This window comes from Patescibacteria group bacterium (genome assembly GCA_018819405.1).
Classification (GTDB): Bacteria; Patescibacteriota; Patescibacteriia; order UBA1558; family GWA2-36-10; genus XYD1-37-29.
Genome location: JAHJQF010000001.1, coordinates 758,785 through 782,341, shown reverse-complemented (window position 1 = coordinate 782,341; position 23,557 = coordinate 758,785). Strand labels below are relative to the sequence as shown.

Genomic DNA, 23,557 nt, shown 5'->3' with positions numbered 1-23,557 from the left:
TTTAAGGGAATGAAAAAAACTTTGGTTTTAACTCACGAATATTATCCTTTCAAAGGGGGAGTGGCCCGCTATGTTTATAATTTATTTAAGGATTATAATAAAGATGATTATTTGGTATTAACAGATCATAAAGAAGTAAAGTCACATGATAATATTATAAACACGAGATTGCGTTGGCCGCTAGTCAAACCAAGTTGGGGATTATCTATTTTGAAATTAAAAAAAATTATAAAAGAAAATAGTATAGAACAAATTTTTACGCCAAATATTTTGCCACTCGGCAGCGTAGCATATTTTCTGAAAATACCTTACATCATATCTTTGCATGGTCTGGATATAAATTTGGCTTTAAAAAATAAGCCAGAATTAACCAAAAAGATATTGCACAATGCAAAACACATTATTGTAAATAGTCAGAGTACAGCTTTGTCGCTAAAAGGTCTTGATCTGGATGAAAAAAAGATAAGCCTTATTTATCCCAGTGTTGATTTGGTTGATAAGTATGATACTAGGGTATTGGAGGCTTTTAGGAAAAAATTGGATATCAAAGATGGTGAAAAAATATTGTTGACAGTTGGCCGCTTAGTCAAGAGAAAGGGGCATGATTTAGTCATAGATGCTATCAGTCAGTTAAAAGACGAATATAACATAAAATATTTTATTGTTGGTTCTGGTCCGGAAAAAGATAATATTAAAAAATTGATAAAAGAAAAAAATTTGAATAAAAAAGTTTTTCTCTTTGAAAATATTAAAGATCAGGAAAAAATATATTTTTATAAAATGTCTGATGTATTTGTGATGCCTCATAGGTCAGAAGAAGGTGATATAGAGGGTTTGGGGATTGTTTATTTGGAAGCGGCCAATATGCATATTCCCATCATTTGCGGAGCCAGAGGCGGAGTGACAGAAATATTTAGTCCAGATGATGTATTGATGGTTGAAAATGCTGATGTTCGTCAGCTAAACAGACATTTGAGATATTTGTTGAAAAATAAAAAAGAAGCTGATAAACTGTCAGATAGAGCTTATCAAATAATACAAAATTTTAATAATGTTAGCAGAAAAAGCGACATTTTAAAGCAGATTTTACAATAATATATGAAAAAATTTGATTTAGTCATATTTAATATGTCCAATTATTCCGAATGGGATGAGGGCGTTTCCAACCGTAATTATCATATTTTATGTGAGCTTAGTAACCGTGAAGAAATTGGCAAGATATTGGCGGTTGATTATTTGCCCTTGAATCTAAAGCGATCAATCCGGGCTTACAAAGAAGATTTGGTACTCAATATTAAAGATTCAAAAACAATAAAAAGGGGTTTAACTTACAAAGTTTCTAAGGTTTCTGAAAAATTATATATTTATACTGATATTGATTTTTGGCTTAGACCAAAAAATACTATCAAGCGTGTCAAAAAAATGGCAATTGACCTCAACTTTGGTAATTTAGTGTTGTGGTCATATTATCCTTTCATTGCTCCACATTGGGACAATTTTGGTCAGAAGCTGACAGTCTTTGATGCAGTTGACAATTGGTTACTTCATTCTTCTTATAACAAATATACAGATAAACTCAAAAAATCTTATGAGACAATCAAGGATTCAGCTGATTTGATATTTGTAGTGTCAAAAAATCTGACCAATTTTTTTGATGATCAGCCAAATGTATATTGGATGCCAAACGGAGTTGATATCAAACATTACAATAAAAAATTTGCTCTGATTAATCGTGATATTGCTGATATAAAAAAGCCAATAATTGGTTATCTAGGCGTGATTCAGGATAAGGTAGATCTTGATTTGGTAAAATATTTAGCTGAGCATAATCGGGACAAATCTGTTGTATTGGTCGGTCCGGTCTGGGCTGAACAGGAAAGCAAAAAAGCAGAGCTTGAAAAAGAAGAAAATATATTTTTTTTGGGCTACAAAAAATATAGTGATGCCCCTATATATATACAGCAATTTGATGTGGGTATTATACCGCACAAGACAGCCGGATTTTCAGCTAGTACCAATCCTATGAAAATGTATGAATATTTAGCTTGTGGCAAGCCAGTGGTGGCTACCGAAAATATTGGTACAGAAAATGTCCAAGAAATAATTTCAACCGCCAAAGATTATGCTGATTTTAATCAAAAAATGAATGATGAGTTGTCATCAGACAATGCAGAAAAACAAGCTGTTCGTCAGGAATTCGTAAAGAAATTTTCTTGGTTTAATACAGTATCAAAAATGTTGGATCTTATAGACAATAAGCTAAATTAGATATGACAAGACCGGATGTATCAATAATCATAGTTAATTGGAAAGTCAGGGCATTATTAGAAAAATGTCTCAATTCTATTTTGGCTGAGACTGGCAACAAGCAATTAGAAATAATAGTGGTAGACAATGATTCTGCAGACGGTACTTCAGAGATGGTAATGATGGAATATCCAATGATCAGAATGATAGCTCTACCACAAAATATTGGTTTTGCCGCGGCCAATAATTTAGCTTTAGAGCAGGCGCATGCGGATATAATTTTTTTGCTCAATCCAGATACAGAAGTTACTGATGGTTTTTTTGAGGAAGCATTAAAATATTTTAAAAATAATCCTAGTGTAGATATAGTAGGGCCAAAAATTATCAACCCTGATGGATCTAATCAGTCCTCAGTTAGGCGTTTTCCTGATTTATTGTCTCAGATATTAATTATGTTAAAGCTCAAAAATATTTTGGTAGACAATAAGTTATTGTCCAATTATTTAGCCAATGATTTTAATTATAGCAAGGAGCAGGAGGTGGAGCAGATAATGGGGGCGGCAATGCTTATCAGGCGAAATGTCTTTGAAAAGATTGGAAAATTTGATGAGAAATTTTTTATATGGTTTGAAGAGGTTGATTTTTGTTTGCGGGCTGTACAAGCTGGACTCAAGATAAAATATATACCTTATGCCACTATCATTCACAAGGGTGGAGAAAGTTTTAGCCAGAGAAACAGTTTGCGCAAACAGATAATATTTAATAAAAGTATACTCAGATATTTTTTCAAACACAAACCTTTCATAGAGTGGTTAATTATTTTGTTGATTATACCTATAAATATTTTGTTGACAGTTTTTTATGTCATTTTTCTCAAAAATAAATACAAATAATAAATATCTATACTATCTTTCCGGATTTATAATTTTGGAATTTTTGTCTTGGCTGGCCTATAATTTTAGCCAGCTTAATCTTTATATTTTAATTTTGACGGCACTAGTCACTGTGATTTTGTGTTTCAAAGATTCTAGATATTATTTTTATATACCGATTGCCGAGTTAGCCTGGGGCTCATTAGGGCACGGCTTTGAATATGGTTATTTTAATTTACGATTGTCTATATTTTTGGCGGTTATTTTTGTCTGGTTTGTCAAAAATATAAATTTTAGAAATTGGAAAATACTAAAAGACGGAACCTTATTATTTATTTTTTTATTTTTATTGGTGTTTGTTGCCGCCGGAGTTTTAAATGGCTACTTGAAGTCTTATCCAATAGCCAATATATTTTTTGATGCCAATGCTTATTTATATCTTTTTTATTTACCAGTTTGGTATCAGATTTTTGAAAGTAATTTTGTGGCAGAGTTTTTTGAGATTATAAAAGCGGCGGCCATTATCATAGCCCTAAAGACTGTTATTATTTTTAATATTTTTGTGGCAGATTATTCTTTTTTGAATACCAATTTGATATACAAGTGGATCCGTGATACTAGGACAGGTGAGATTACACCTTTTGGGCAGGGATTTTTTAGGATATTTTTCCAATCACAATTTTATCTTTTGTTGGCCTGGTTTTATATGTTTTTGTATCAGATAAAAGATTTTAAAAACAAAACAAATTTTTTGTTACTTAGTTTGATTTCGGCGGCATTATTAATAAGTCTATCGCGTAGTTTTTGGCTGGGTGCATTTGTTGGACTGGTGTTTTTATTGATCAATATTTTCTTTTACCAAAAAAAACATTTATCGGTTTATATTTTTGTTTGGCTTTTTGTTTTACTTATTTCAAGTAGCTTGATAGTTTTATTTTTTTATAATACACCAAAATATCACGGCTTTAATATATTTTATCAGAGGACTGTAGATAGTAGCGAGGCAGCAGCTAGTAGTCGTAGTCAGCTTTTGGGTCCTATGAAAAAGGCGATAGGGGAAAATATTATTATTGGCTCTGGTTTTGGCCGTGAATTGACCTATCAGTCATCTGACCCTAGGATCAAAAATGACAATAATCCTGACGGCACATATACCACCTATGCTTTTGAATGGGGCTGGCTCGATATGTGGCTCAAAGCAGGTTTGGGTATTATCCTTGTATTTTTTATATGGCTCTGGCAAATATATCAGAGAGGGTATAAAATACTCAATAAGGATCCAATAAGCGTGCTTTCTATATTGAGTGCTATTACTAGCCTAATAATAATTCATATTTTTACTCCTTATATAAATCATCCTTTGGGTCTGGGATTATTAATGATCTCTATAGTTATATTTACTACATATGCAAAAGAAAAAAAAAGTTATTATTAGTTTACTGACCTATAACGGCGAGCGTTATTTACCATGGCTTCTAAAAAGTTTGCATGAGCAAAATTTTAAGGACTGGGATCTTTTGGTATTAGATAATGCCTCAAGTGACAATTCTGTGGCTATAGTCAGGGAGCATCATCCGCACGCCAGAATAATAGAACAAAAAAAGAATCTTGGTTTTGCCAGAGGGCATAACTTGCTTATCAATTGGTCAGACTCTGATTATGTTTTTGTCATAAATCAAGATATTATTTTGGAGCCCGATTATCTGAGTAAATTAGTTGAATTTTTAGATACTAATACCAAAGCAGCCAGTTGTGCGGGAAAATTAATGTATTGGGATTTTGATAATGGTTTAAAGACCAAAATAATTGATTCATACGGCCTCAAAATAGACAGAAAGAGGCAAGTAGTTGATGCTTATCAGGGTAAAGAGGATTTTAGTTTACCTAGTCAGGAGGTGTTTGGTTTGTCAGCGGCAGCTACTTTGTATCGTCGTCGGTCTATTGATCAGGTTGCTTGGCAGGCCAAGGATAATCATTTAGAATGTTTTGATGATTTTTTTTTCGCTTATAAGGAAGATGTGGACTTGGCTTGGCGCCTCAGGCTTTTTGGCTGGCAAAATTGGTTGATTGCTACTACCAAAGCATATCATCATCGTTCTGTATCCAAAGGTAAAGATTTGCGCCAGAGCAGAAAGAGTAGGGGCATGGCCAATAAACTTTCTTATCGTAATCATTTTTTGACAATATATAAAAATTCATATTTAAAAAATTTGTGGCGTGACTGGCCATATATAAAATGGTATGAGTTTAAAAAATTTATGTATCTTTTGTTTTTTGAAAGATCTACATTGTCAGGATTATCAGAGTATATAAAAATGATACCAAAAATTAAAGACAAAAAAAAATATATTGCCAAACATAGAAAAATTGAGGCAGACGATATTTATAAATGGTTTGAAAAATAATTATGGATTTATCAATAATAATTTTAAATTATCATAATAAAAATTTAACCAAAGAGCTCTTGAAAAATATTATTCATGAGATCAATATTCCCTATGAATATGAAATAATCGTAGTGGATAATGCTTCTTATGATGGTATAAAAGAAATTATAGAGGAGAAGTTTCCTGAAGTCCATTTTGTGCAGTCTGATATTAATGGAGGTTTTGCAGCCGGCAACAATCTGGGTATCAAAAGAGCTAGTGGAAAATATATTTTAGTTATGAATCCTGATTTGGCAATATTATCAGATGCAATTGATAAGATGTATCAGTATATGGAAAGACATCCTGAGGTAGGACTGGCTGGACCTAGGCTAATTAATGCGGATAAGTCTGTTCAATACTCTTGCACAGAGTTTCCTGACTGGAAATTGCCTTTGTACAGACGTACTTCTCTTGGAGATACCAAGTCTGGTCAAAAATGGCTTCACAAATATCTGATGAAAGATTTGGATCACAGTAAAAATAGCTATGTGCCGGCTCTTTTTGGCGCTTGTTTGATTGTTAGGAAAGAGGCTTTACAAACTGTCGGTTTGTTGGATGAAAGATATTTTATGTATATGGAAGATCTTGATTGGTCTAGACGTTTTTGGGAAAACAATTATAAAGTTGCCTATATTGGTCAGGCCGAAGTAATCCATCTTCATCGTCGTCAATCAGCTTCGGAAAGTCTGCCAAAGACCTTATTTTCCAAATCAGCCAGAAATCATGTTATAAGTTTTATAAAATACCTTCGTAAATTTAAAGGTAAAAAATTGCCAAAAGTGGCTTAATTTTGCCTTGATTTTTAACCCGATTTTGGGTATTATTATCATGTAATTATTTTTTAATATTATGCTGAAAAATCAAGAAAAAAGCCCAAATATCAATGATCAATATAAACTGCGTTTGTCCAAACTATCAGCTATAAAAAAAGCTGGTTTGGAGCCATACCCAGCCAGGACTTCAGTCAATATGTCCACCCAAGAATTTTTGGATGATTTTACCAAGCTTTTAAAATCGCAAAAAAAGATTATTCTAAGTGGTAGAATAATCAGTCTCAGAATTCAGGGTGGTTCTTCATTTTTTCATTTTCGTGATGGCAGTGCAACTGTTCAGGCGTTTTTAAGAAAAGACAATGTTGGTGAAAAAGAATATGCTTTTTTCAAAACAGATATTGATGAAGCAGATTTTGTAGAGCTGACTGGCTGTGCTTTTGAAACTAAAACAAAAGAGCCGACTATTTTGGTATCAAAAATTACTTTACTTTCCAAAGCCTTAAAACCAATGCCAAATGAGTATTATGGTCTCAAAGACCCTGATACCAGATTTCGCAAAAGATATCTTGATTTATTAGTCAATCCAGAGGTCAAAAAAGTTTTTGATTTGAGGAGTAAAATCATAAAATATACCAGAGAATATTTTGACAATATGGCTTATACCGAGGTAGATACTCCTGTTTTGCAGCACATCGCCTCCGGAGCAACTGCCAAGCCATTTATCACGCACCACAATGCTTTGGATATTCCTTTGTACCTTCGTGTGGCACCAGAATTGTATCTCAAGAGACTAATAATTGGCGGTTATGACAAAGTCTATGAAATTGCCCGTTGCTTTAGAAATGAAGGTATTGACCATCAGCACAATCCTGAGTTTACCCAGATTGAAGCTTATGAAGCTTACAAAGACTACAATTATTATATGGTCATGGTAGAAAATTTTATGGCTTGGCTGGTCAAGAAAATAAATAATAATAGTACCAAAATAAAAAATGGCCAAGACACTCTGGATTTTAAAGCTCCATATCCGAGAATTGATTTTAAAGAGTCACTGGAAAAAGCTCTAAAGATTGATTTGGAAAAAACTGATGATAAAGAGCTCTTTGATATAGCCAAAAAAGCTGGCCTAAAGCCTGACAAAACTTGGGGCAGAGGAAAACTGCTTGATGAATTGTATAAAAAGTTTGTACGCACCAAATTGATTCAGCCTGTATTTTTGATTAATCATCCGTTAGAGATTTCCCCACTAGCCAAAAAAATTCCTGATAGACCAAATTATGTAGAAAGATTTCAATTGGTTGTTAAGACAGCAGAGCTTTGCAATGCTTTTTCTGAGCTCAATGATCCGCTAGATCAAGAAAAAAGATTTGCCGAACAAAAACAGCTTAGAGAAGCAGGTGACGAAGAAGCACAGGGTGCTGACGATGATTTTGTAGAAGCTTTGAAGCACGGTATGCCACCGACCGCCGGACTAGGTATTGGAATAGACAGATTAGTCATGATGTTGGGCGATATTGAAAATATAAAAGAAGTTATTTTATTTCCAACAATGAGACCAAAAAATGAATAAAGACCAAAAAGGAAATTTAAGACCGGGTGTTGGCACGGCAGTAATTGTGAGAAAAGATGGTAAAGTTTTATTTTCAGAAAGGTTAAAGGATCCTGGAAAAAATCTTTGGCATTTTCCGGGAGGTAATATAGAAATTGGCGAAACTATAGAAAATTGTGCCGCCAGAGAGGTAAAGGAAGAAACTAATGTTGATGTTAAAAATGTAAAAATTTTAACCTTGACTAACGATATTTATCCTAATAATTCAGATCATTTTATTACAATTTTCTTGGTATGTGATTATGCTGGCGGAGAAGTCAAGGATATGGAGCCTCATAAAGCCCGTGGTTGGGATTGGTATGAATGGGATAAATTACCGTATCCTCGTATGATACCTGTAGATAATTTTATGAAACTAGGCATTAATCCTTTTGATAATGAAAATAAATAAACTACTCATTGCCACCCACAATTCCGGAAAATTTGAAGAAATAAAAAAACAACTTAGTTCTTTAAATATTGAACTATTATCATTAAATGATTTAGATATTAATGAAGACCCTGAAGAAACCGGCCAAACTTTTGAAGATAATGCTTTGCTTAAAGTAAAATATTATTATCAGTTGGCAAAAATGCCAGTATTAAGTGATGACGGAGGATTGGAGGTAGATGCTTTGGGTGGTCAGCCTGGAGTAGAATCTAGACGCTGGGGCGGTCAGAGACTGAGTGACCAGGAGCTCATAGACAAAATGTTTGTTGCTATGAAAGATATTCCGACTGAAAGAAGAATAGCAAAGTTTGTAGATGTAGTAGCAGTTTATGATGGTCAGGAAATAATTACAGAAAGAGGGGAGTGCCAAGGTATAATTGCTACAGAATTGGTCTGTCCAATTAAGCCGGGTGTACCCTGGAGTTCAATATTTTATCCAGAAGGTAGTGACAAAGTTTTTACTCAATTGACGCCAGAGGAAAAATCAAGACTGAGTCACCGCGGAAAAGCACTAGAGAAGGTAATTAAAAAATTAAAATATGGATAAACGAAATACATATATAATATTTGGGGCAGTTTTAGTAGCCATACTTTTGATGATGGCCTACCCTGGGCGAAAAATCACTATGGAAGAAGCAATTATAAAAACTAACAAAGGTGACATTAAGGTAGCTTTGTTTTATGATAAAGTACCTGTTACGGTAGAAAATTTTGTAAAGTTAGCTGACAAAGGTTTTTATGATGATGTCAAATTTCATCGGGTGATAAAAGATTTTATGATTCAGACTGGCGACCCCCAAACAAAAGGTAAAGCGGGTAAAGATTTTGTTTATACTCCAGATGATAGTGGTTTGCCAATCGCTGGCACTGGCGGACCAGGTTATACTATAGCTGATGAATTTCATCCAAATCTCAAGCACAATGGGCCAGGTGTACTATCTATGGCTAATACTGGACCAAATACCAATGGTTCACAATTTTTTATCACCCACAAAGCTACGCCGTGGCTTGATGGCAAACACACTATATTTGGACGAGTGATTGAAGGTCAGGATGTGGTAGATAAAATCACTCAAGGAGATTATATAAAAAAAATAATAATAAGATAAAATTTATGTTGGATATAAGGTATATTGCTGAAAATAAAAAAGCTGTAGAAATAGCCCTACTTAAGCGTATGGACAAAAAAAATCTGGATTTGGATACTATTATCAAACTTGATGAAAATCGCCGACAGCTTTTGGCGGACAAAGAAGATTTACAAGCCAAGCGTAATCAGGCCTCAAAGACAAAGCCTGATAAAAATACTATTGAGAAGATGAAATCATTGGGTATTAAAATAAAAAAATTTGATGATGATTTGGCTAAACTAGAAAATGAACTAACCGAACGTTTGTCCGCTTTACCAAATCTACCAGCCGATGATGTAGTATCTGGTGGTAAAGAAAATAATAAAATTATAAAGACTTTTCAAAAACAACCAAAATTTGATTTTGAAATAAAAGACCATGTAGAATTAGCCACTAGTTTAGGCCTGATAGATTATAAAAGAGCCGCCAGAATGTCTGGGGCTGGTTTTTGGGCTTATACTGGAGATGGAGCACTTCTTGAGTGGGCGCTTCTAAATTATTTTATTGATTTTCATCGTAGTCATCCAGAATACAGTTTTATGATTCCGCCATATCTATTAAATAAAGATTCCGCTTTTATTTCAGGTCATTTGCCAAAATTCAAAGAAGATTTGTTTTGGACAGAGGACGATAAGTTGTGCCTCAATGCAACTAGTGAAATGATGCTTGGCAATTATCATGTCGGAGAAATATTAGAGGTCAAAGATTTACCAAAAAAATATTTTGCATTTTCAACTTGTTTTAGACGTGAGGCCGGAGCTTATCGGACAGAGGAGAGGGGTATGATCCGTGGTCATCAGTTCAACAAAATTGAAATGTTTCACTTTACCAGACCAGAAGATTCTTGGAAATCTTTTGACGAGCTAGTAAGTTATGCCGAACAGTTGGTAGAAGGTTTAGGTCTTCATTACAATACAGTCCAGTTGGCAGCTGGTGACTGTAGCTCAGCCATGGCTAAAACCGTTGATATAGAGGTGTGGATACCAAGCATGGGCATATATAAAGAAGTTTCCAGTGTATCCAATGCCCTAGAATATCAAGCTAGACGAGGTAATGTTAGATTCAAAGATGCAGATGGCAAAAATAAATTTGTCCATACTTTGAATGCCTCTGGCTTGGCTACCAGTCGAATCTTTCCGGCAATTTTGGAGCAGTATCAGAAAAAAGATGGTAGTGTTGAAGTGCCAAAAGTTTTGCAGAAATATCTGAATAAAAAAGTTTTTAAAAAATAATGATAAATTGGGTAGAAATAAACAAAGAAAATCTTTATCATAATATAGCTCAGTTTAAAAAAATAACTCCTGATTCTCAAATATGGCCAGTAGTAAAAAGTAATGCCTACGGTCACGGCCTCAAAGAAATAGTCAGCCTTTTAGATAAAGACAAATTTACCACCGGATTCATGGTGGTAAATTTGTCCGAGGCATTGGAAGTAAAAAACATTTCTGATAAACCGGTTATGGTGCTTAGTTATTTTGATAGAGTAGAGGCAGATTTAGTAAAGGCTAGTAAATATAAAATATCATTACCAATTTATGATTTTGAAACTATTGATTATCTCGATAGCTTCGCTAAAGAATTTTTAGTTAATTTAAAAATTGACACTGGGACATCGCGTTTAGGATTTTTAGAGAACGATGCAAATAAAGCAATTGATTATATTAAAAATAAAAAAAATCTTAAGCTAAATAGTATATATACCCACTTTGCAGAATCAGAATCAGAAGATTTGGCCTTTTCAAATGAGCAGTGGAACACATTGTCATCAATATCTCAATCTGCACCAGGTCTGAAAATTCACGCTGCTTGTTCGGCTGCTAGTATTAGTATGCCTCATAGTCAAGCTGATATTATCAGACTTGGACTGTCTACTTACGGTCTATGGCCAAGCAAGGCTACTTATCAGCGTGGCAAAAAACTAGGATTAGAGCTCAAGCCAGTTATGTCAGTAAAGACAAAAATAATTCAAATAAAAGATTTACAAGCTGGGGATACAATCGGCTACAATCGTACATACAGATGCGACAAAGATTGCCAGATTGCTGTCGTGCCCTTTGGCTACAACGAAGGTTATAGTCGCTCATTATCTAATCAGGGGCAAATGTTAGTAAATGGTCATAAATGCCTCATAAGAGGTAATATATGTATGAATCTAAGTATGGTTGATATTAGTGGCTTAGAGGCTAAAATAGGGGATATAGTGACGGTTTTGGGTGTAGACGGTCAACAAAGTATTAGTGCTGAAGATATTGCCAAACATTCTCAGACTATTAATTATGAAGTGGTCACTAAAATAAATAATAAATTACCGCGCATAATAGTTTAAATTTAATGTTTTACGACACATATATAATGACTAATTTCAGAGGAGAGTAAGATGGTAGGTCAAATTAAGACAAAAAAAACATGGCAAAGGCATTTACCAGGGCGTCCTAGTAGGGTCCAACGGGGCTATTATAGTGAGCAAAAAAATGTCAGTCGTAAAAAAGTTGTCAAAATTATTTGGATAATTCTGGTAATATTACTTATCCAAAGTATTTTTCAAGCCCCATATTTAAAAATAGATAATATAGAACTAAGCGGTAATAATGATTTGAGCTATGACGAGGTCTCAGAAGCATTAGAACCGGCATTATCTGGTAATAAGTTTTTATTTTTTAAAAATAATAATTATTTTTTATTAAATACCGAGCCGCTAGCTGGACAGCTAATAGAAAAATTTAATTTAGATCAAGCAACAGTTCAAAAAAAGTTTCCGGACAAGCTACTGGTAACGGTTAAAGAGAAAATTTCATACTTTATTTGGTCCAAAGATGACTCATTATACCTATTGGATGCCAAAGGCATCTTAAATCGCCAAATAAACGCTTTGGATGAAAAATACCTTATTTTAGAGGATAAACGTGATTATAGGCCGCTTGATGATAAAATATTTACAGACCAGGAGGTAGATATTGTTAATCAGCTATATTTGGGCTGGAATGATATAATAGATGCCAATATCAAACTCAACAAAATTGTTATATATAATGATTGGTCTATAGAGTTGTATACCAAGCTTGGTTTTTATGTCAAAGTAGATAAGGACGAAGACATAGCTGGACAGCTGGATAATTTGAATAAAGTACTGACAGAAAATATAGCAGGTGTAGATATAGATTATATAGACATACGCTTCGGGGATAAGGTTTATTTTAAATAGCTGTTTTATTATTGATATTATGAACTGAGTATAATAACTCTTACACTCAATTTGACATAGTAAAACTGCTAATATATAATATAAACATGGCAAACAAGAAAAACAAACACACCCTTCCCCTCTTGGACGAGTTTCTGATAAATATTCAGAGCAACAACTACTCTGCTGAGACAGTCTACAATTATGAACGGGACTTAAATACTTTTGAAAATTTTTTGTCAGACGATGTCAATTGTGCTTTTAATAAAATTAGCAAAAGGGAAATACTAAAATTCAAAGCCTACCTCTCCTCTACTTCTCGTCATACCGCTTTAGACCATAAGGGTCACGGACAATTATCAAGTTATAGTATAAATAGAATTTTGTCATCTCTGCGCGCATATTTAAAATTTTTGGTGGACATGGATTATAAAGTACCAGTGACCGCTGATGCTATCAAGCTTCTTAAGACTGAAAAAAAACACGGTCAGGTGCCAGAAATGGCCGAGCTTATTAAATTGATAGAAGCTCCATCCAAATTTGAAAAAGATGCCAATATTGCTTTGCGTAACCGCGCCATGCTAGAAACTCTATTTGCTACTGGAATGCGTATCTCAGAATTATTGTCTCTCAAGCGTCAGCAGCTTGATCAAACTGGACGAATTTATATTATGGGTAAAGGTAAGAAACAGCGTTTTGTCTATTTGACAGCTCGAGCCATAAATTTTATTAATGCTTATCTTAAAACTCGTCATGACGACGCGCCATATCTATTTATACCCTACCGCGGCCGCAATAATAGTGATAAACACAAAAAAATATCTACCAACTATTTGCAGTACAAAATAAAACGCTATCGCGAACTCCTCTCTATCAATATACCAATTTCAGCTCATTCGCTCAGACATGCTTTTGCTACCTATTTGGCAGAAAATGGTGCCAATCCAGCAGCAATTCAGATACTACTAGGTCATGAGTCACTCGACACTACTACTCGCTATGTTCATGCCTCAGATAGATATGCTGAGAAGGTCCACACTAAGTTTCACCCTCTTAAAAAATAGCTAATTCTAGCTAAAATAGGATTATAAATTTGACAAATATTATAATATATGCTTAAATATATAAGCTGTGGACCTTTGATGGTCCTTTTTTGGAACCAAATGGTTCTAAGAGGTCTCGAGGTCAGAGCAATCACAAGTCCTGTCTGAAGGGCAAACTAGGAAGGTGTGCCTATGACGACCTGACTTGGGGGTCGCGAACGAGTCAATCTCGATCGCGACCCCCCTTTTTTTATATCAAAATTTAGCAAAAAAATAGGGAGAGCTTTACGCACTCTCCCAGCACATCCGTGTGACTGATGTCAGACAAAGATGTTGGCGTCCCGCAAGCGGGATTATGGTGAATCCTCGTCAAGCCGCGATTCTAGCTACAGTTTGTCTTCTGAACAAATTCAGAAGGTCTATAGGAGAATAGCACGAGCCACAAAGATTTGCACCCGAAACGAACGTTGACATTGCCCTGAAGAGTCAGAGCAAAAAGTAAGGTACCATAAAAAAAGCCCTTTGTCAAGGGCTTTTCTTTTCTTTATATTAAGTAAATTTATGGTAGATAATTAAGTGGATTGACTGGTACGCCATTTAAACGAATTTCCAAATGAAGATGAGGCCCGGTGGTAAGAGGTCCAGAACCGTTGGTGCCTGGCATACCGCCACTATAACCTATGATATCACCTTTGGATACAAATTGATCTTCAGTACAAGATATAATATTTATGTGTCCATATACAGATGATAAACCATTACCATGGACTAGCATAATATAGCTATAGCCGGTCTTTCCGCCGTCCCTTGTCTTGGCCACATAGCCTGACTCCACTGCTCGGATAGGTGTTCCTTGTGGAGAGGCAATATCAATAGCCGGATGTTCAAAAAGATTACGGTATGGATAATCTGGATCATGAAAATAAGATGTCACACGTCGTGAAGCAACCGGCCACATCAGGCCATCACTACTGATACCTTCAAGTTGTAATTGACGATTAAGTTTTTCTCGGGCTACTTTTTCTAAATAAACAATGTCGTTATTTACTTGATCCTGATCTTCTTTGGCTTGTTGTAATAATTGTTGATATTTTGATTCTTGTCCGCGAGTAGCAATCATCAGCTGATTTTTAGCAACTTTTTGGTCATCCAAAGAGCCTATTTTGTTTTCTAGTATACCTCTTAGAGCGTCAAGTTCTGATTTTTCACCTTCCAAATTCTGCTTATCAGTATCTAAGGCTATCATTATTTTTTTTAAGTCCTCTACTCCGGATACAATGTTATCCTGCATATTTTCCAAACGATCCAAATCAGCCAAAAAATCGCTAAAGCTATTATTTAGGACTAAAATTTCTATAGTAGAATTTTTTTGCTGTTGGCGATGGAGCTGTCTCAATATCTCAGACAATACTTCTTTTTGTTCGTTGATTTCATTTTCTTTGGCTTGGATTTTTAACTCGGTATTTTCTATTTTTAGATTGTAAGTTTCAATCTCTAATTCTGCAGCATCAATCTCTAAATTTATTTTAGCAATACTGTCATTTAGGGTGCTTATTTGGTTGGAAAGGCTACCAATTTCACGCTGTTTGGCAGCTATATTTTTTTCATAAATTTCTACCTGTCGTTTTAGCTCTTGTATTTCAGATCTTTTTTCATTGATATCCTGGTTAATTTGCCAAGTTTCCACAGATTCTAGGTTATCTAGAGTATATTCAACCGCTAAAGTGTTGTTTTTTGGGAAAAAAATAACACCAGCCAAAAAAATGGCTAGGCCAAAGTAAATAATATTAATGGTTTTTATTTTTGTCTGTAGCATGGTTTTATCAGCATGTTTATATTATAACACATTCTACTGATATTTTCTAGGACATTTTTTTTATGGCTAATTTTATCCTAGACAAGCTTTCCTCTTTGCCCAAAAATTCTAATATCTCGGTTGGCGACGGGCTTTTGTCTAAGCCTGATGTAGCCACCCTAATTGGCCAGAAAATATCACCGGGTGAAAGATTATGTTTTTTGGCTATATTTTCCAAGGCATTGTTAAGATTATCTAAGTACCAGTCACTGTGAGATATTTTACCCAATACGCCCAGCGATAAATTGAGTCCATTTTTGGTTTTTTCCCAGTCACTTTTTTTAAATACCAAAAGCTCGGTTTGATATTCTGGCAATTTAAATAAAAATTTGGACATATTGCCAAGTTCGGCAAGATTGTTTATACGGCTGCCAAATAATTTTAAAATATCCTTGCTACGATCAGGATGGTCCAAAAAATTAGCAGTTTGCTCTAGTAGCTGTTCGTATCTTTTGCCAGCTTGTTTGATAATCAGGCGAATATATTCGGCATTAAACCAATTTAGTTTATTTACATCAAATATAGCGCCAGATTTATTTACTTTATCCAAAGAAAAATTTTTCACTAGCTCACTGAGCACAAAAATCTCTTGGTCGTTACCGGGGTTCCAACCTAACAAAGAAACATAATTTAATAGCGCTTCCGGCAGATAGCCTTTTTTCAGATAGTCCTCTACTGCCACATCACCTTGTCTTTTGGAAAGTTTTGTTTTGTCAGGGTTGAGCAAAAGCGGTAAATGGACAAAATTTGGTTTTTCATAGCCTAGAGCATTATATAGCAAAACATGTTTTGGCAAAGAAGGTAGCCATTCTTCACCGCGAATAACATGAGTAATTCTCATATCATGGTCATCTACTACATTGGCCAGATGATAAGTCGGGAAATTATTTGATTTTAGTATTACAAAATCATCTAAATCTTGAGTTTTCACAGAAATTTTGCCATATACTTTATCTGTTGCTTCCACAATCTGCTTGTCAGGTATTTTGAACCTTACTACTGGCTTTATTCCGGAATTAATTTTTTGTTGAATTTGTTCGCTAGTCAGATTGCAGCAAGCCCGGTCATATTTTGGTACTTGTTTTTTGGCGCTGAGATCTTCACGTAATTTTTCCAATCTTTCTGGTGAGCAAAAGCACAAGTAGGCTTGGCCGCTTTCAATTAACTTATCGGTGGCTTTGCGGTATAGTTTTAATCTAGTGGATTGGACTACTATTTCATCATCAAAATCAAGGCCCATATTTTTTAGGACTTCAATTAATTTTTCTTGGGCGCCTTCTACTAAGCGCTCGCGGTCAGTATCCTCTATTCTCAAGAAAAATTTTCCCTGTTGATTTTTGGCAAATAAAAAATTGTATAGGGCAGTGCGCAAGCCGCCGATGTGTAAAAATCCAGTTGGGCTGGGGGCAAATCTAGTTCGTACTTTTTCCATGTTTTTTTTGTTTATTCTTTAAAATTCTGTCTTTTATTATAAGATAAGGAAAGACCATTACTGCACGATTTATCCTAAAAATTCGCGAAGGTTGGCGAAGTAATCGCCAAAACCATTCTAGTCCTAGACTACGAAAAATTTTGGGTGCCCGCTTTATTTTACCAGACATATAATCAAATGTCCCGCCTACACCTACTGCTATTTTGACACTAGGAATTTTTGAGATGTTTTTATTTATCCAAATATCCTGTTTTGGTGCCCCGAAGCCTACTAGGATTATTTGTGGGCCGAATAATCTGGCTTTGTCCAGGGCAGTTTTTTCATCAGCTACTTGAAAATCTAAGGCTGGGTATTTTTCATTTATTTTCATAAAAAATTTGTCGGGTTTGGTCATGCCTTTACTGTACAGACAAAACAAAATTTTATAATTTTTATTTACGGCCATGTCAATCAATATTTCACTGAGTCTGACACCAGTCAGTCTGTCGTCTAAAGAAATATCATATCCCAAAAACTGCAGGGCCATAATAATACCAGAACCATCAATTGTGCTGAGACTGGCGTTGTTTATAATATCTTTGAATTGGTCATTTTTGCGACTAGCCACCACAAATTCCGGATTGGCGGTTACTATCTGATGTTGCTGGTAAGAAGTCAAAAAATCCTGGAGCTTTATTTTTAATATGTGCTCTGGTATAGTCTGAACTTTTATATCTAAGATTTTATATTCTTTCACCTAATTAGAGCAGTTAAAAATTAATTAAAATTGTGTGTTTATAAATTAAAACTTTGTAAGACAGTATATTCTGGTCCCAAACGACTCAGGGAGCTTTCTTGTAAATCAAAATGTGAGCAATTAAAAGATTTTTGTATTTGCCAGCTCAAAAAATCTTCAAATTCAGAAAAATCAGCACTTTTTTTGACACGAGCGACAGTAACATGGGGTCTAAAGTTTCGGATTTCTTTGTGAGCTAAGCCAGCGTCAAAAAGGCGCTCCTCTATCTCTTGGTATAATCTAGTGAGATTTTCATTTTCTTTTAGGGATATAGCCAGTATTTTTGGCTGGCGTTCGTTAAATATTATAGTTTTTTCTATTTCTAATTCTAAAAATTCAAAATTTGTCTCTATATTTTCCAAAACGTCTATCAAGGCCGGTATATTTTGTAGTGGTGTATCCCCCAAAAATTTGAGAGTTAAATGTAGCTGTTCTTCAGGTATAAATTTTATTTTATCCCCAGGCAGATTTAGGTTTTGTATTTTTTTGCTAATATCTTTGGCAAGTACCGGGTCTAGGGGCAAAGATATAAAAAGTCGTTTGTTTTCCATGCCCATTTAGAAATCAATAGTTATTTTATTTTATCCCAGTATTAGCTAGTATTAGAATTTTTTACTGGACATACTTTGATTTTAGCTTATTGGCCTTTAAAAATCAATGGTCAGATGTTGATTTTTTTGCTATAATAAATAAACTAAAAATAATAAATAACCTAAAAACATGACTTATTTTTTCAAGAAGAAAATACCAATTTTAGCTTTGTTTTTCTTTATATTTCCTATTTTTGCTCAAGCGGCAGTAGATTATAATAATATTGTCTCAGATGCCGAGTTCAACAATTATCAGACAATGGATACTGATGATATACAAACTTGGCTAGAGTCAAAAAATAGTTATTTGGCTGATTATACATATATGGGTAATAATCCTTCACCTAGTCAACTGGCACTTGATCCTGATAAAAAGTATTTTAAGACTAGGACAGCGGCCGAGATTATATATAATTCTGCCCAAGAGTCAAAAGTAAATCCACAATTTCTCTTGACTATGCTAGAAAAAGAAATGAGTTTGATAACCGACCATGATATTGTGGAAAACCAACTTAAATATGCTATGGGTTATGCTTGTCCTGATAGTGGAGGTTGTGACTTTCGTACTAGCGGATTTGGTAAACAAGTCAGAGCAGCTGCTCAACAATTTAGGTGGTTTGTAGACAATATCTATAGTTACAACTGGAAACCTGGTCAGCCGGCTTGTGCTGATGACCCAAATCCATTTTTGCCCTGTACTTCAAAAGGTACAGTAGTCACTCCGGCAAATGCCATCACAGCCGCTATGTATCTTTACACTCCGCATGTGCATGGCAATAGTTTGTTTGCCACTTTATGGTCTCAGTTTGGTTTTGGTGGTGAGCCAGGTGAAATAATTCCTCCAATCATAACATTACTTGGTATTTTCCCTGACGGGGCTTTGGTAAAAGCCAAAGATAGCCAGGACGGCACAATATATTTAATTGAAGATGGCCAGAAAAGAGCCTTTGCTGATATGAGCTCGCTTATCTCCAGATATGACCCAGCCAAAGTCTTATTGATTGACGGGCAGGATCTAAACAATTATGAAAACGGAGCCCCTATTGCCCATGCTAATTATTCTGTACTTGAATCACCAGCTAGTCAAAAATATTTGATAGATGGTTTGACTAAACGCTTGATAGTGTCTGACGAAGCTTTCCGTCAACTAGGTTTTAATCCAGCTGAGGTAGAACCAGTCACTGATATTGAATTAGCTTATTATCAAAACGGTGAAGATCTAGCAACTAACGCCAGTCCGTTTGAAGAAATATGGCAGGCCATGGACAGTGAAACTTATTATTTAGTAAAGGACGGTAAAAAACACCAGATAATAGATGCGGAAATAATAGGTTTGAACTATCCAGAACTGGAAATAAAAGTAGTGACTGCTAAGACTTTGGAAGAAACTCCATTATCTACCCCAATAAAACTGGCTGATGGCACCTTGATTAAAAAAGATACTGACAGCAGTGTATATGTAATATCAGATGGCTATAAACGTTGGATACCTGATGCTTATACTTTTGAAAAACTAGGCTATTCTTGGGTTAATGTTAAAACTGTATCCACCAAACTGATGAATTTACACAAAATTGGTGAGCCATTACCAAGTCAAGAATTAACCTCTGTTAAATAAATTTAATGATTAGTTTTGCAGCCTTTGTCCCTCATTCTCCGGTTTTGATCCCAGAGGTGGGCAAAGAAAACATTGATAAATTAAAAGATACTATAGAGTCTTTGAAGCATCTAGAGAATGATTTGTATTCTGTAAAACCGGATGTTTTATTGGTAATATCCCCACATGCCAACAAAAAAGGTGGAGATTTTTTTACTATCAATCAGTATCCAAATTTAACAGTCAATTTTAAGGACTTTGGTGATTTGGTGACCAAAATAGATTTTGGCAATGAGATTGGCTTTGGCTATAAAATTAAAGAATCATGTGAAGAATTTTTTCCTTTGATTTTGACTGCCGATAGGGATCTTGATTATGGAAGTTCTGTGCCACTGTTTTATCTGGCTCAACATTTACCCGGAGTAAAAATAGTTAGTGTGGGATATTCTAGCTTGTCATATGAAGACCATATAAAGTTTGGAGAAATAATTCGTCGTCAGATTAATCTATCTGATAAACGAATCGCTGTAATTGCTTCTGGTGATTTGTCTCACAGGCTTCATCAGGATTCTCCGGCTGGTTATTCACCAAGGGCGCAAGAATTTGATCAAACACTTATCAAACTTTTGGAAGAAAAAGATATAAGTGGTGTGATACATATAGACCCTGAGCTTATCCAAGAGGCTGGTGAATGTGGACTTAGATCTTTGATTATACTTTTGGGAATAATAAAAGAGCTCAACTATCAACCGGAAAAACTGAGCTATGAAGCGCCGTTTGGTATAGGATATTTAGTTGAGCATTTTAAATTCTAATTTAAAACCCGCCGAGAGAAGCTCGGCGGGTTTTTTGGTAATATAATTTCAAAAATCAAAAAGTAAAATATAAAGAAAAACCCATACTGCGACCAGAAAACTAATAACGACGTTAGCTCGTAGCTTATCAATACTTAATTGATCATGCATTTTTCGGTCATATGTTTTTATAAGAGGAATAATGAGAAAAATTTGCAAAATTAGAATCACCAGTTGAACTTTTGTAAAAGGCCCCATTTCAGACCAATCAAAAATTTCAAAATGCCTTATTAACAGGTATGGAAAAATACCAAGGACTAAACTAATTAATAAATACCAGATTATTTTTAAAATTTTTCGTTCTTGTTCTTGAGTCATTTATTTTTTATTAGCAATTAATTTAAAAAAATATTTCCATTTGTCGCCTCCTTGTGCCAACTCTTTGGTGTCATCTAGACATTTTTCTACAAATACTCGGTCATAGTCTTTGCAAATTTTAAAGACCGAATTGCGTTTGAAATTTGGCACGCCCAATTCCTCTATAATTTTGAGAGCAAAATCTTGCCACTGGTAGGCCGGGGCTTTTTTTATGTCTTTTTTATCTTTGAATATATCAGCTATTTGTTGCATATTAATATATTAGCAAATAAATGTTTTTTAGTCATTAGTGGTCTGTCCTGTAAGTCATATAAATAGTTGTTTAGGATTGACAAAAAAGCAATTTTATATTATAGTATTAGATATGCTAAATATTGCTAAATATCCAGATTCAATTTTACGTAAAAGAGCTAAGGAAATTAGTGAATTTAATGATGATCTGAAAAAATTGGCTGAGCAAATGTCTGAAGCTATGTATCAAGACGATGGTATTGGCCTAGCTGGTCCGCAGGTGTCTAAAAGCCTAAGAATAATTGTATTGGGTCTTGGTCAAGGAAAATATAAGTCTTATATAAATCCTGAAATCACCTATCGCTCTAGAGATAAGGCTAGTAGTGAAGAGGGCTGTTTGTCGCTGCCTCAAATATTTGGCTTTGTATCTCGTCCTAAAAAAATTCATGTAAAATATCAAGACCTAGATGGTAATGTTGTCAAAGAAAAAGTAAAAGGTATGGATGCGGTAGTCATACAGCACGAGGTAGATCACTTGGACGGAATATTATTTATTGATCGGGCTAGTAAAATTACCAAAGGTCAGGAAATATTAGATGATCTAAAAAAGAAAATTGATGCTCAATCAAAATAACACTTTAACTTCACTTAGTACAAAAATAATTTTTTGGGGCACGCCAGAGTTTGCGCTGCCTTCTTTAAAATCTGTTCATGATTTGGGATTTTTGTCTTTGGTCATTACTCAACCTGATCGTCAGACCGGACGTGGTAAAAAAATGGCTAGCTCCCCTGTCAAAGAATATGCTTTGGAAAACAATATAGCTATTTTGGAACCAGAAAAACTGGATCAATCTTTTACTAATGCTCTCAAGAAATATTTGCCGGCTACTTTTTTGGTAGTAGCTTATGGTAAAATTATTCCTCAAGAAATACTCGATTTATCTCAGTTGCCAGCTATTAATATTCATCCTTCTATGCTCCCTGAGCTACGCGGTCCTAGTCCTATTCAAACGGCTATTTTAAGAGGTTTTGAGTCCACTGGGCTATCACTTATGCAACTGGACAAAAAAATGGATCACGGGCCAATTTTAGGCCAAATTCAGGTCAAAATAGACCCTAATGAGAGCTATATTGAACTATCGCAGCGATTGGCTATCATAGGAGCTCAAATATTGTCAGAAAAATTACCAGATTATTTGGCTGGTAAAATTAGTCCCCTACCTCAGGATGACGATAAAGCAACATATTGTAAAATGATTAGCAAAGAAGACGGGCGTATTGACTGGCAAAAATCTGCTCAAGAAATTCATAATCAAGTCAGAGCATTTTATCCTTGGCCGTCAGCTTATACCAAGCTGGGAGATTTGGATATCAAAATACTAAAAACAGAAGTAGTAGATATTGCTTTGACACCTGGTGAAATAAATAATGATTTGGTAGTTGGTACAAGTGAAAAATCATTGAAAATTTTGGAACTACAGCCAGCTAATAAAAAGATACTAAAAGCCGCAGAGTTTGTCCGCGGCTACTTTAAATATTTGTCTCAAAAATTTAGTTAGATTTGTTCATAGGGCATTCCAGATTCTTTTTTAGTATTTTAAATTATATGTTTTCATTATGATAGTAAATCGGGCAAAAGCCTGTTGAATATTTTCATGAGTTTTTTTAGCGCTAGCTATATCGTTGGGGTTGTAGTCAGACATATCAGCTAATACTTGGTCAATAATAATTTGTATTTTACCTGCTATAAGTTGTTTATCAGCGTCAGAAAATCTTTTTTTTATCAAAAAGTCTCTTCCCTCTAAAAATTTTTGGAGCTTGTGTCCAGTATTTATCAAACTTTGGACACTTTCTAAAATATTTTTACGATATTGTAATAGATCGGCAGATGTTTCTTTATTTTCGCTAGCTTCGCTTTCAATTTCAGCTCTCGGTAGTTTGGTATCGGCAATTCTTTGAAGATCATCAAGCACATTTGCAAAATAAAATTCCTTTTCCCGCCCACCCAAATCAGCCATCTTTTTTTCTTCGGCTATATTTTCAGACAGTGGTTTCATTTGCTCTAAAAGTGCGGATTTTTGCTTTTCATAATCAGCTGAAGTTTTATCTAAAGCCTGCAATTGATCGAGTAAAGTGTCCATTTCAGATTTTTTTGTTTCCAGTGGTACTTGTTCAAGGCTCATATAAAAAA

25 protein-coding genes are annotated in these 23,557 nt (G+C 34.7%); 18 read left to right on the top strand and 7 right to left on the bottom strand.

What is annotated here, in order from left to right:
• Positions 1-9: 9 nt before the first annotated feature.
• The 14 genes from KKH39_04010 (at position 10) to KKH39_03945 (ending at position 13,735) form a co-directional block, all read left to right on the top strand.
• A complete protein-coding gene (locus tag KKH39_04010) occupies positions 10-1,095 on the top strand; it encodes a glycosyltransferase family 4 protein (protein ID MBU1203174.1) in 1,086 nt (361 codons plus the stop codon).
• A gap of 3 nt (positions 1,096-1,098) precedes the next feature.
• Positions 1,099-2,268: a glycosyltransferase gene (locus KKH39_04005; protein MBU1203173.1), complete on the top strand. Its 1,170-nt coding sequence runs from the start codon at positions 1,099-1,101 to the stop codon at positions 2,266-2,268.
• 2 nt (positions 2,269-2,270) lie between these two features.
• Entirely contained in the window at positions 2,271-3,140 is an 870-nt protein-coding gene (locus KKH39_04000; GenBank protein ID MBU1203172.1) for a glycosyltransferase family 2 protein, read from the top strand.
• On the top strand, positions 3,109-4,554 hold the full coding sequence (locus tag KKH39_03995) for an O-antigen ligase family protein (protein MBU1203171.1): 1,446 nt from the start codon (positions 3,109-3,111) through the stop codon (positions 4,552-4,554). The genes KKH39_04000 and KKH39_03995 overlap by 32 nt, the downstream gene beginning before the upstream one ends.
• Complete coding sequence (locus KKH39_03990; protein MBU1203170.1) at positions 4,526-5,524, top strand: glycosyltransferase family 2 protein; 999 nt, start codon at positions 4,526-4,528, stop codon at positions 5,522-5,524. The genes KKH39_03995 and KKH39_03990 overlap by 29 nt, the downstream gene beginning before the upstream one ends.
• Positions 5,525-5,526: 2 nt before the next feature.
• On the top strand, positions 5,527-6,336 hold the full coding sequence (locus KKH39_03985) for a glycosyltransferase family 2 protein (protein ID MBU1203169.1): 810 nt from the start codon (positions 5,527-5,529) through the stop codon (positions 6,334-6,336).
• A 61-nt stretch (positions 6,337-6,397) separates the two neighbouring features.
• The gene (gene lysS / locus KKH39_03980; protein MBU1203168.1) at positions 6,398-7,891 is read left to right on the top strand and encodes a lysine--tRNA ligase; all 1,494 of its coding nucleotides are present in this window, start codon (positions 6,398-6,400) and stop codon (positions 7,889-7,891) included.
• Positions 7,884-8,321: an NUDIX domain-containing protein gene (locus KKH39_03975; protein ID MBU1203167.1), complete on the top strand. Its 438-nt coding sequence runs from the start codon at positions 7,884-7,886 to the stop codon at positions 8,319-8,321. The genes lysS and KKH39_03975 overlap by 8 nt, the downstream gene beginning before the upstream one ends.
• Positions 8,308-8,907, top strand: a complete 600-nt coding sequence (locus tag KKH39_03970; GenBank protein MBU1203166.1) for a non-canonical purine NTP pyrophosphatase — start codon at positions 8,308-8,310, stop codon at positions 8,905-8,907. Before KKH39_03975 ends, KKH39_03970 begins: the two co-directional genes overlap by 14 nt.
• Positions 8,908-8,986: 79 nt before the next feature.
• Positions 8,987-9,469 (top strand): peptidylprolyl isomerase, encoded by a 483-nt coding sequence (locus tag KKH39_03965; protein MBU1203165.1) that lies wholly within the window; start codon positions 8,987-8,989, stop codon positions 9,467-9,469.
• A gap of 5 nt (positions 9,470-9,474) precedes the next feature.
• Entirely contained in the window at positions 9,475-10,722 is a 1,248-nt protein-coding gene (serS, locus tag KKH39_03960) for a serine--tRNA ligase (protein ID MBU1203164.1), read from the top strand.
• A complete protein-coding gene (alr, locus tag KKH39_03955; GenBank protein MBU1203163.1) occupies positions 10,722-11,816 on the top strand; it encodes an alanine racemase in 1,095 nt (364 codons plus the stop codon). Before serS ends, alr begins: the two co-directional genes overlap by 1 nt.
• Before the next feature lie 51 nt (positions 11,817-11,867).
• Positions 11,868-12,692 carry an FtsQ-type POTRA domain-containing protein gene (locus KKH39_03950; GenBank protein ID MBU1203162.1) on the top strand — a complete coding sequence of 275 codons (825 nt, stop codon included), beginning with the start codon at positions 11,868-11,870 and terminating at the stop codon, positions 12,690-12,692.
• An 86-nt stretch (positions 12,693-12,778) separates the two neighbouring features.
• Positions 12,779-13,735 carry a tyrosine-type recombinase/integrase gene (locus tag KKH39_03945; GenBank protein ID MBU1203161.1) on the top strand — a complete coding sequence of 319 codons (957 nt, stop codon included), beginning with the start codon at positions 12,779-12,781 and terminating at the stop codon, positions 13,733-13,735.
• 538 nt (positions 13,736-14,273) lie between these two features.
• Here the strand turns inward: KKH39_03945 and KKH39_03940 are convergent.
• The 4 genes from KKH39_03940 to thpR are packed head-to-tail and all read right to left on the bottom strand — an operon-like array spanning position 14,274 to position 18,327.
• Positions 14,274-15,530 (bottom strand): peptidoglycan DD-metalloendopeptidase family protein, encoded by a 1,257-nt coding sequence (locus tag KKH39_03940; GenBank protein ID MBU1203160.1) that lies wholly within the window; start codon positions 15,528-15,530, stop codon positions 14,274-14,276.
• Positions 15,531-15,576: 46 nt separating this feature from the next.
• Positions 15,577-17,001: a glutamate--tRNA ligase gene (locus KKH39_03935; protein MBU1203159.1), complete on the bottom strand. Its 1,425-nt coding sequence runs from the start codon at positions 16,999-17,001 to the stop codon at positions 15,577-15,579.
• Positions 16,982-17,737, bottom strand: a complete 756-nt coding sequence (locus KKH39_03930; protein ID MBU1203158.1) for a WecB/TagA/CpsF family glycosyltransferase — start codon at positions 17,735-17,737, stop codon at positions 16,982-16,984. The genes KKH39_03935 and KKH39_03930 overlap by 20 nt, the downstream gene beginning before the upstream one ends.
• 38 nt (positions 17,738-17,775) lie before the next feature.
• Positions 17,776-18,327, bottom strand: coding sequence for an RNA 2',3'-cyclic phosphodiesterase (gene thpR / locus KKH39_03925; GenBank protein MBU1203157.1), 552 nt, complete (start codon positions 18,325-18,327; stop codon positions 17,776-17,778).
• A 169-nt stretch (positions 18,328-18,496) separates the two neighbouring features.
• On the opposite strand from thpR, the gene KKH39_03920 reads away from it, so the two are divergent.
• Both KKH39_03920 and amrB read left to right on the top strand, forming a co-directional pair.
• Positions 18,497-19,984 (top strand): hypothetical protein, encoded by a 1,488-nt coding sequence (locus tag KKH39_03920; protein ID MBU1203156.1) that lies wholly within the window; start codon positions 18,497-18,499, stop codon positions 19,982-19,984.
• Between the two features lie 5 nt (positions 19,985-19,989).
• Positions 19,990-20,778: an AmmeMemoRadiSam system protein B gene (amrB, locus tag KKH39_03915; protein ID MBU1203155.1), complete on the top strand. Its 789-nt coding sequence runs from the start codon at positions 19,990-19,992 to the stop codon at positions 20,776-20,778.
• A 48-nt stretch (positions 20,779-20,826) separates the two neighbouring features.
• Here the strand turns inward: amrB and KKH39_03910 are convergent, their stop codons facing one another.
• Positions 20,827-21,135: a hypothetical protein gene (locus KKH39_03910; GenBank protein ID MBU1203154.1), complete on the bottom strand. Its 309-nt coding sequence runs from the start codon at positions 21,133-21,135 to the stop codon at positions 20,827-20,829.
• Entirely contained in the window at positions 21,136-21,387 is a 252-nt protein-coding gene (locus KKH39_03905; GenBank protein ID MBU1203153.1) for a hypothetical protein, read from the bottom strand. It lies immediately after the preceding gene.
• Positions 21,388-21,499: 112 nt separating this feature from the next.
• Here KKH39_03905 and def point away from each other — a divergent pair, with 112 nt between their 5' ends.
• Positions 21,500-22,000, top strand: coding sequence for a peptide deformylase (gene def, locus KKH39_03900; protein ID MBU1203152.1), 501 nt, complete (start codon positions 21,500-21,502; stop codon positions 21,998-22,000).
• Positions 21,984-22,925, top strand: coding sequence for a methionyl-tRNA formyltransferase (fmt, locus tag KKH39_03895; protein ID MBU1203151.1), 942 nt, complete (start codon positions 21,984-21,986; stop codon positions 22,923-22,925). The genes def and fmt overlap by 17 nt, the downstream gene beginning before the upstream one ends.
• A 30-nt stretch (positions 22,926-22,955) precedes the next feature.
• Here the strand turns inward: fmt and KKH39_03890 are convergent, their stop codons facing one another.
• Complete coding sequence (locus KKH39_03890) at positions 22,956-23,549, bottom strand: hypothetical protein (protein MBU1203150.1); 594 nt, start codon at positions 23,547-23,549, stop codon at positions 22,956-22,958.
• Positions 23,550-23,557: the final 8 nt, after the last annotated feature.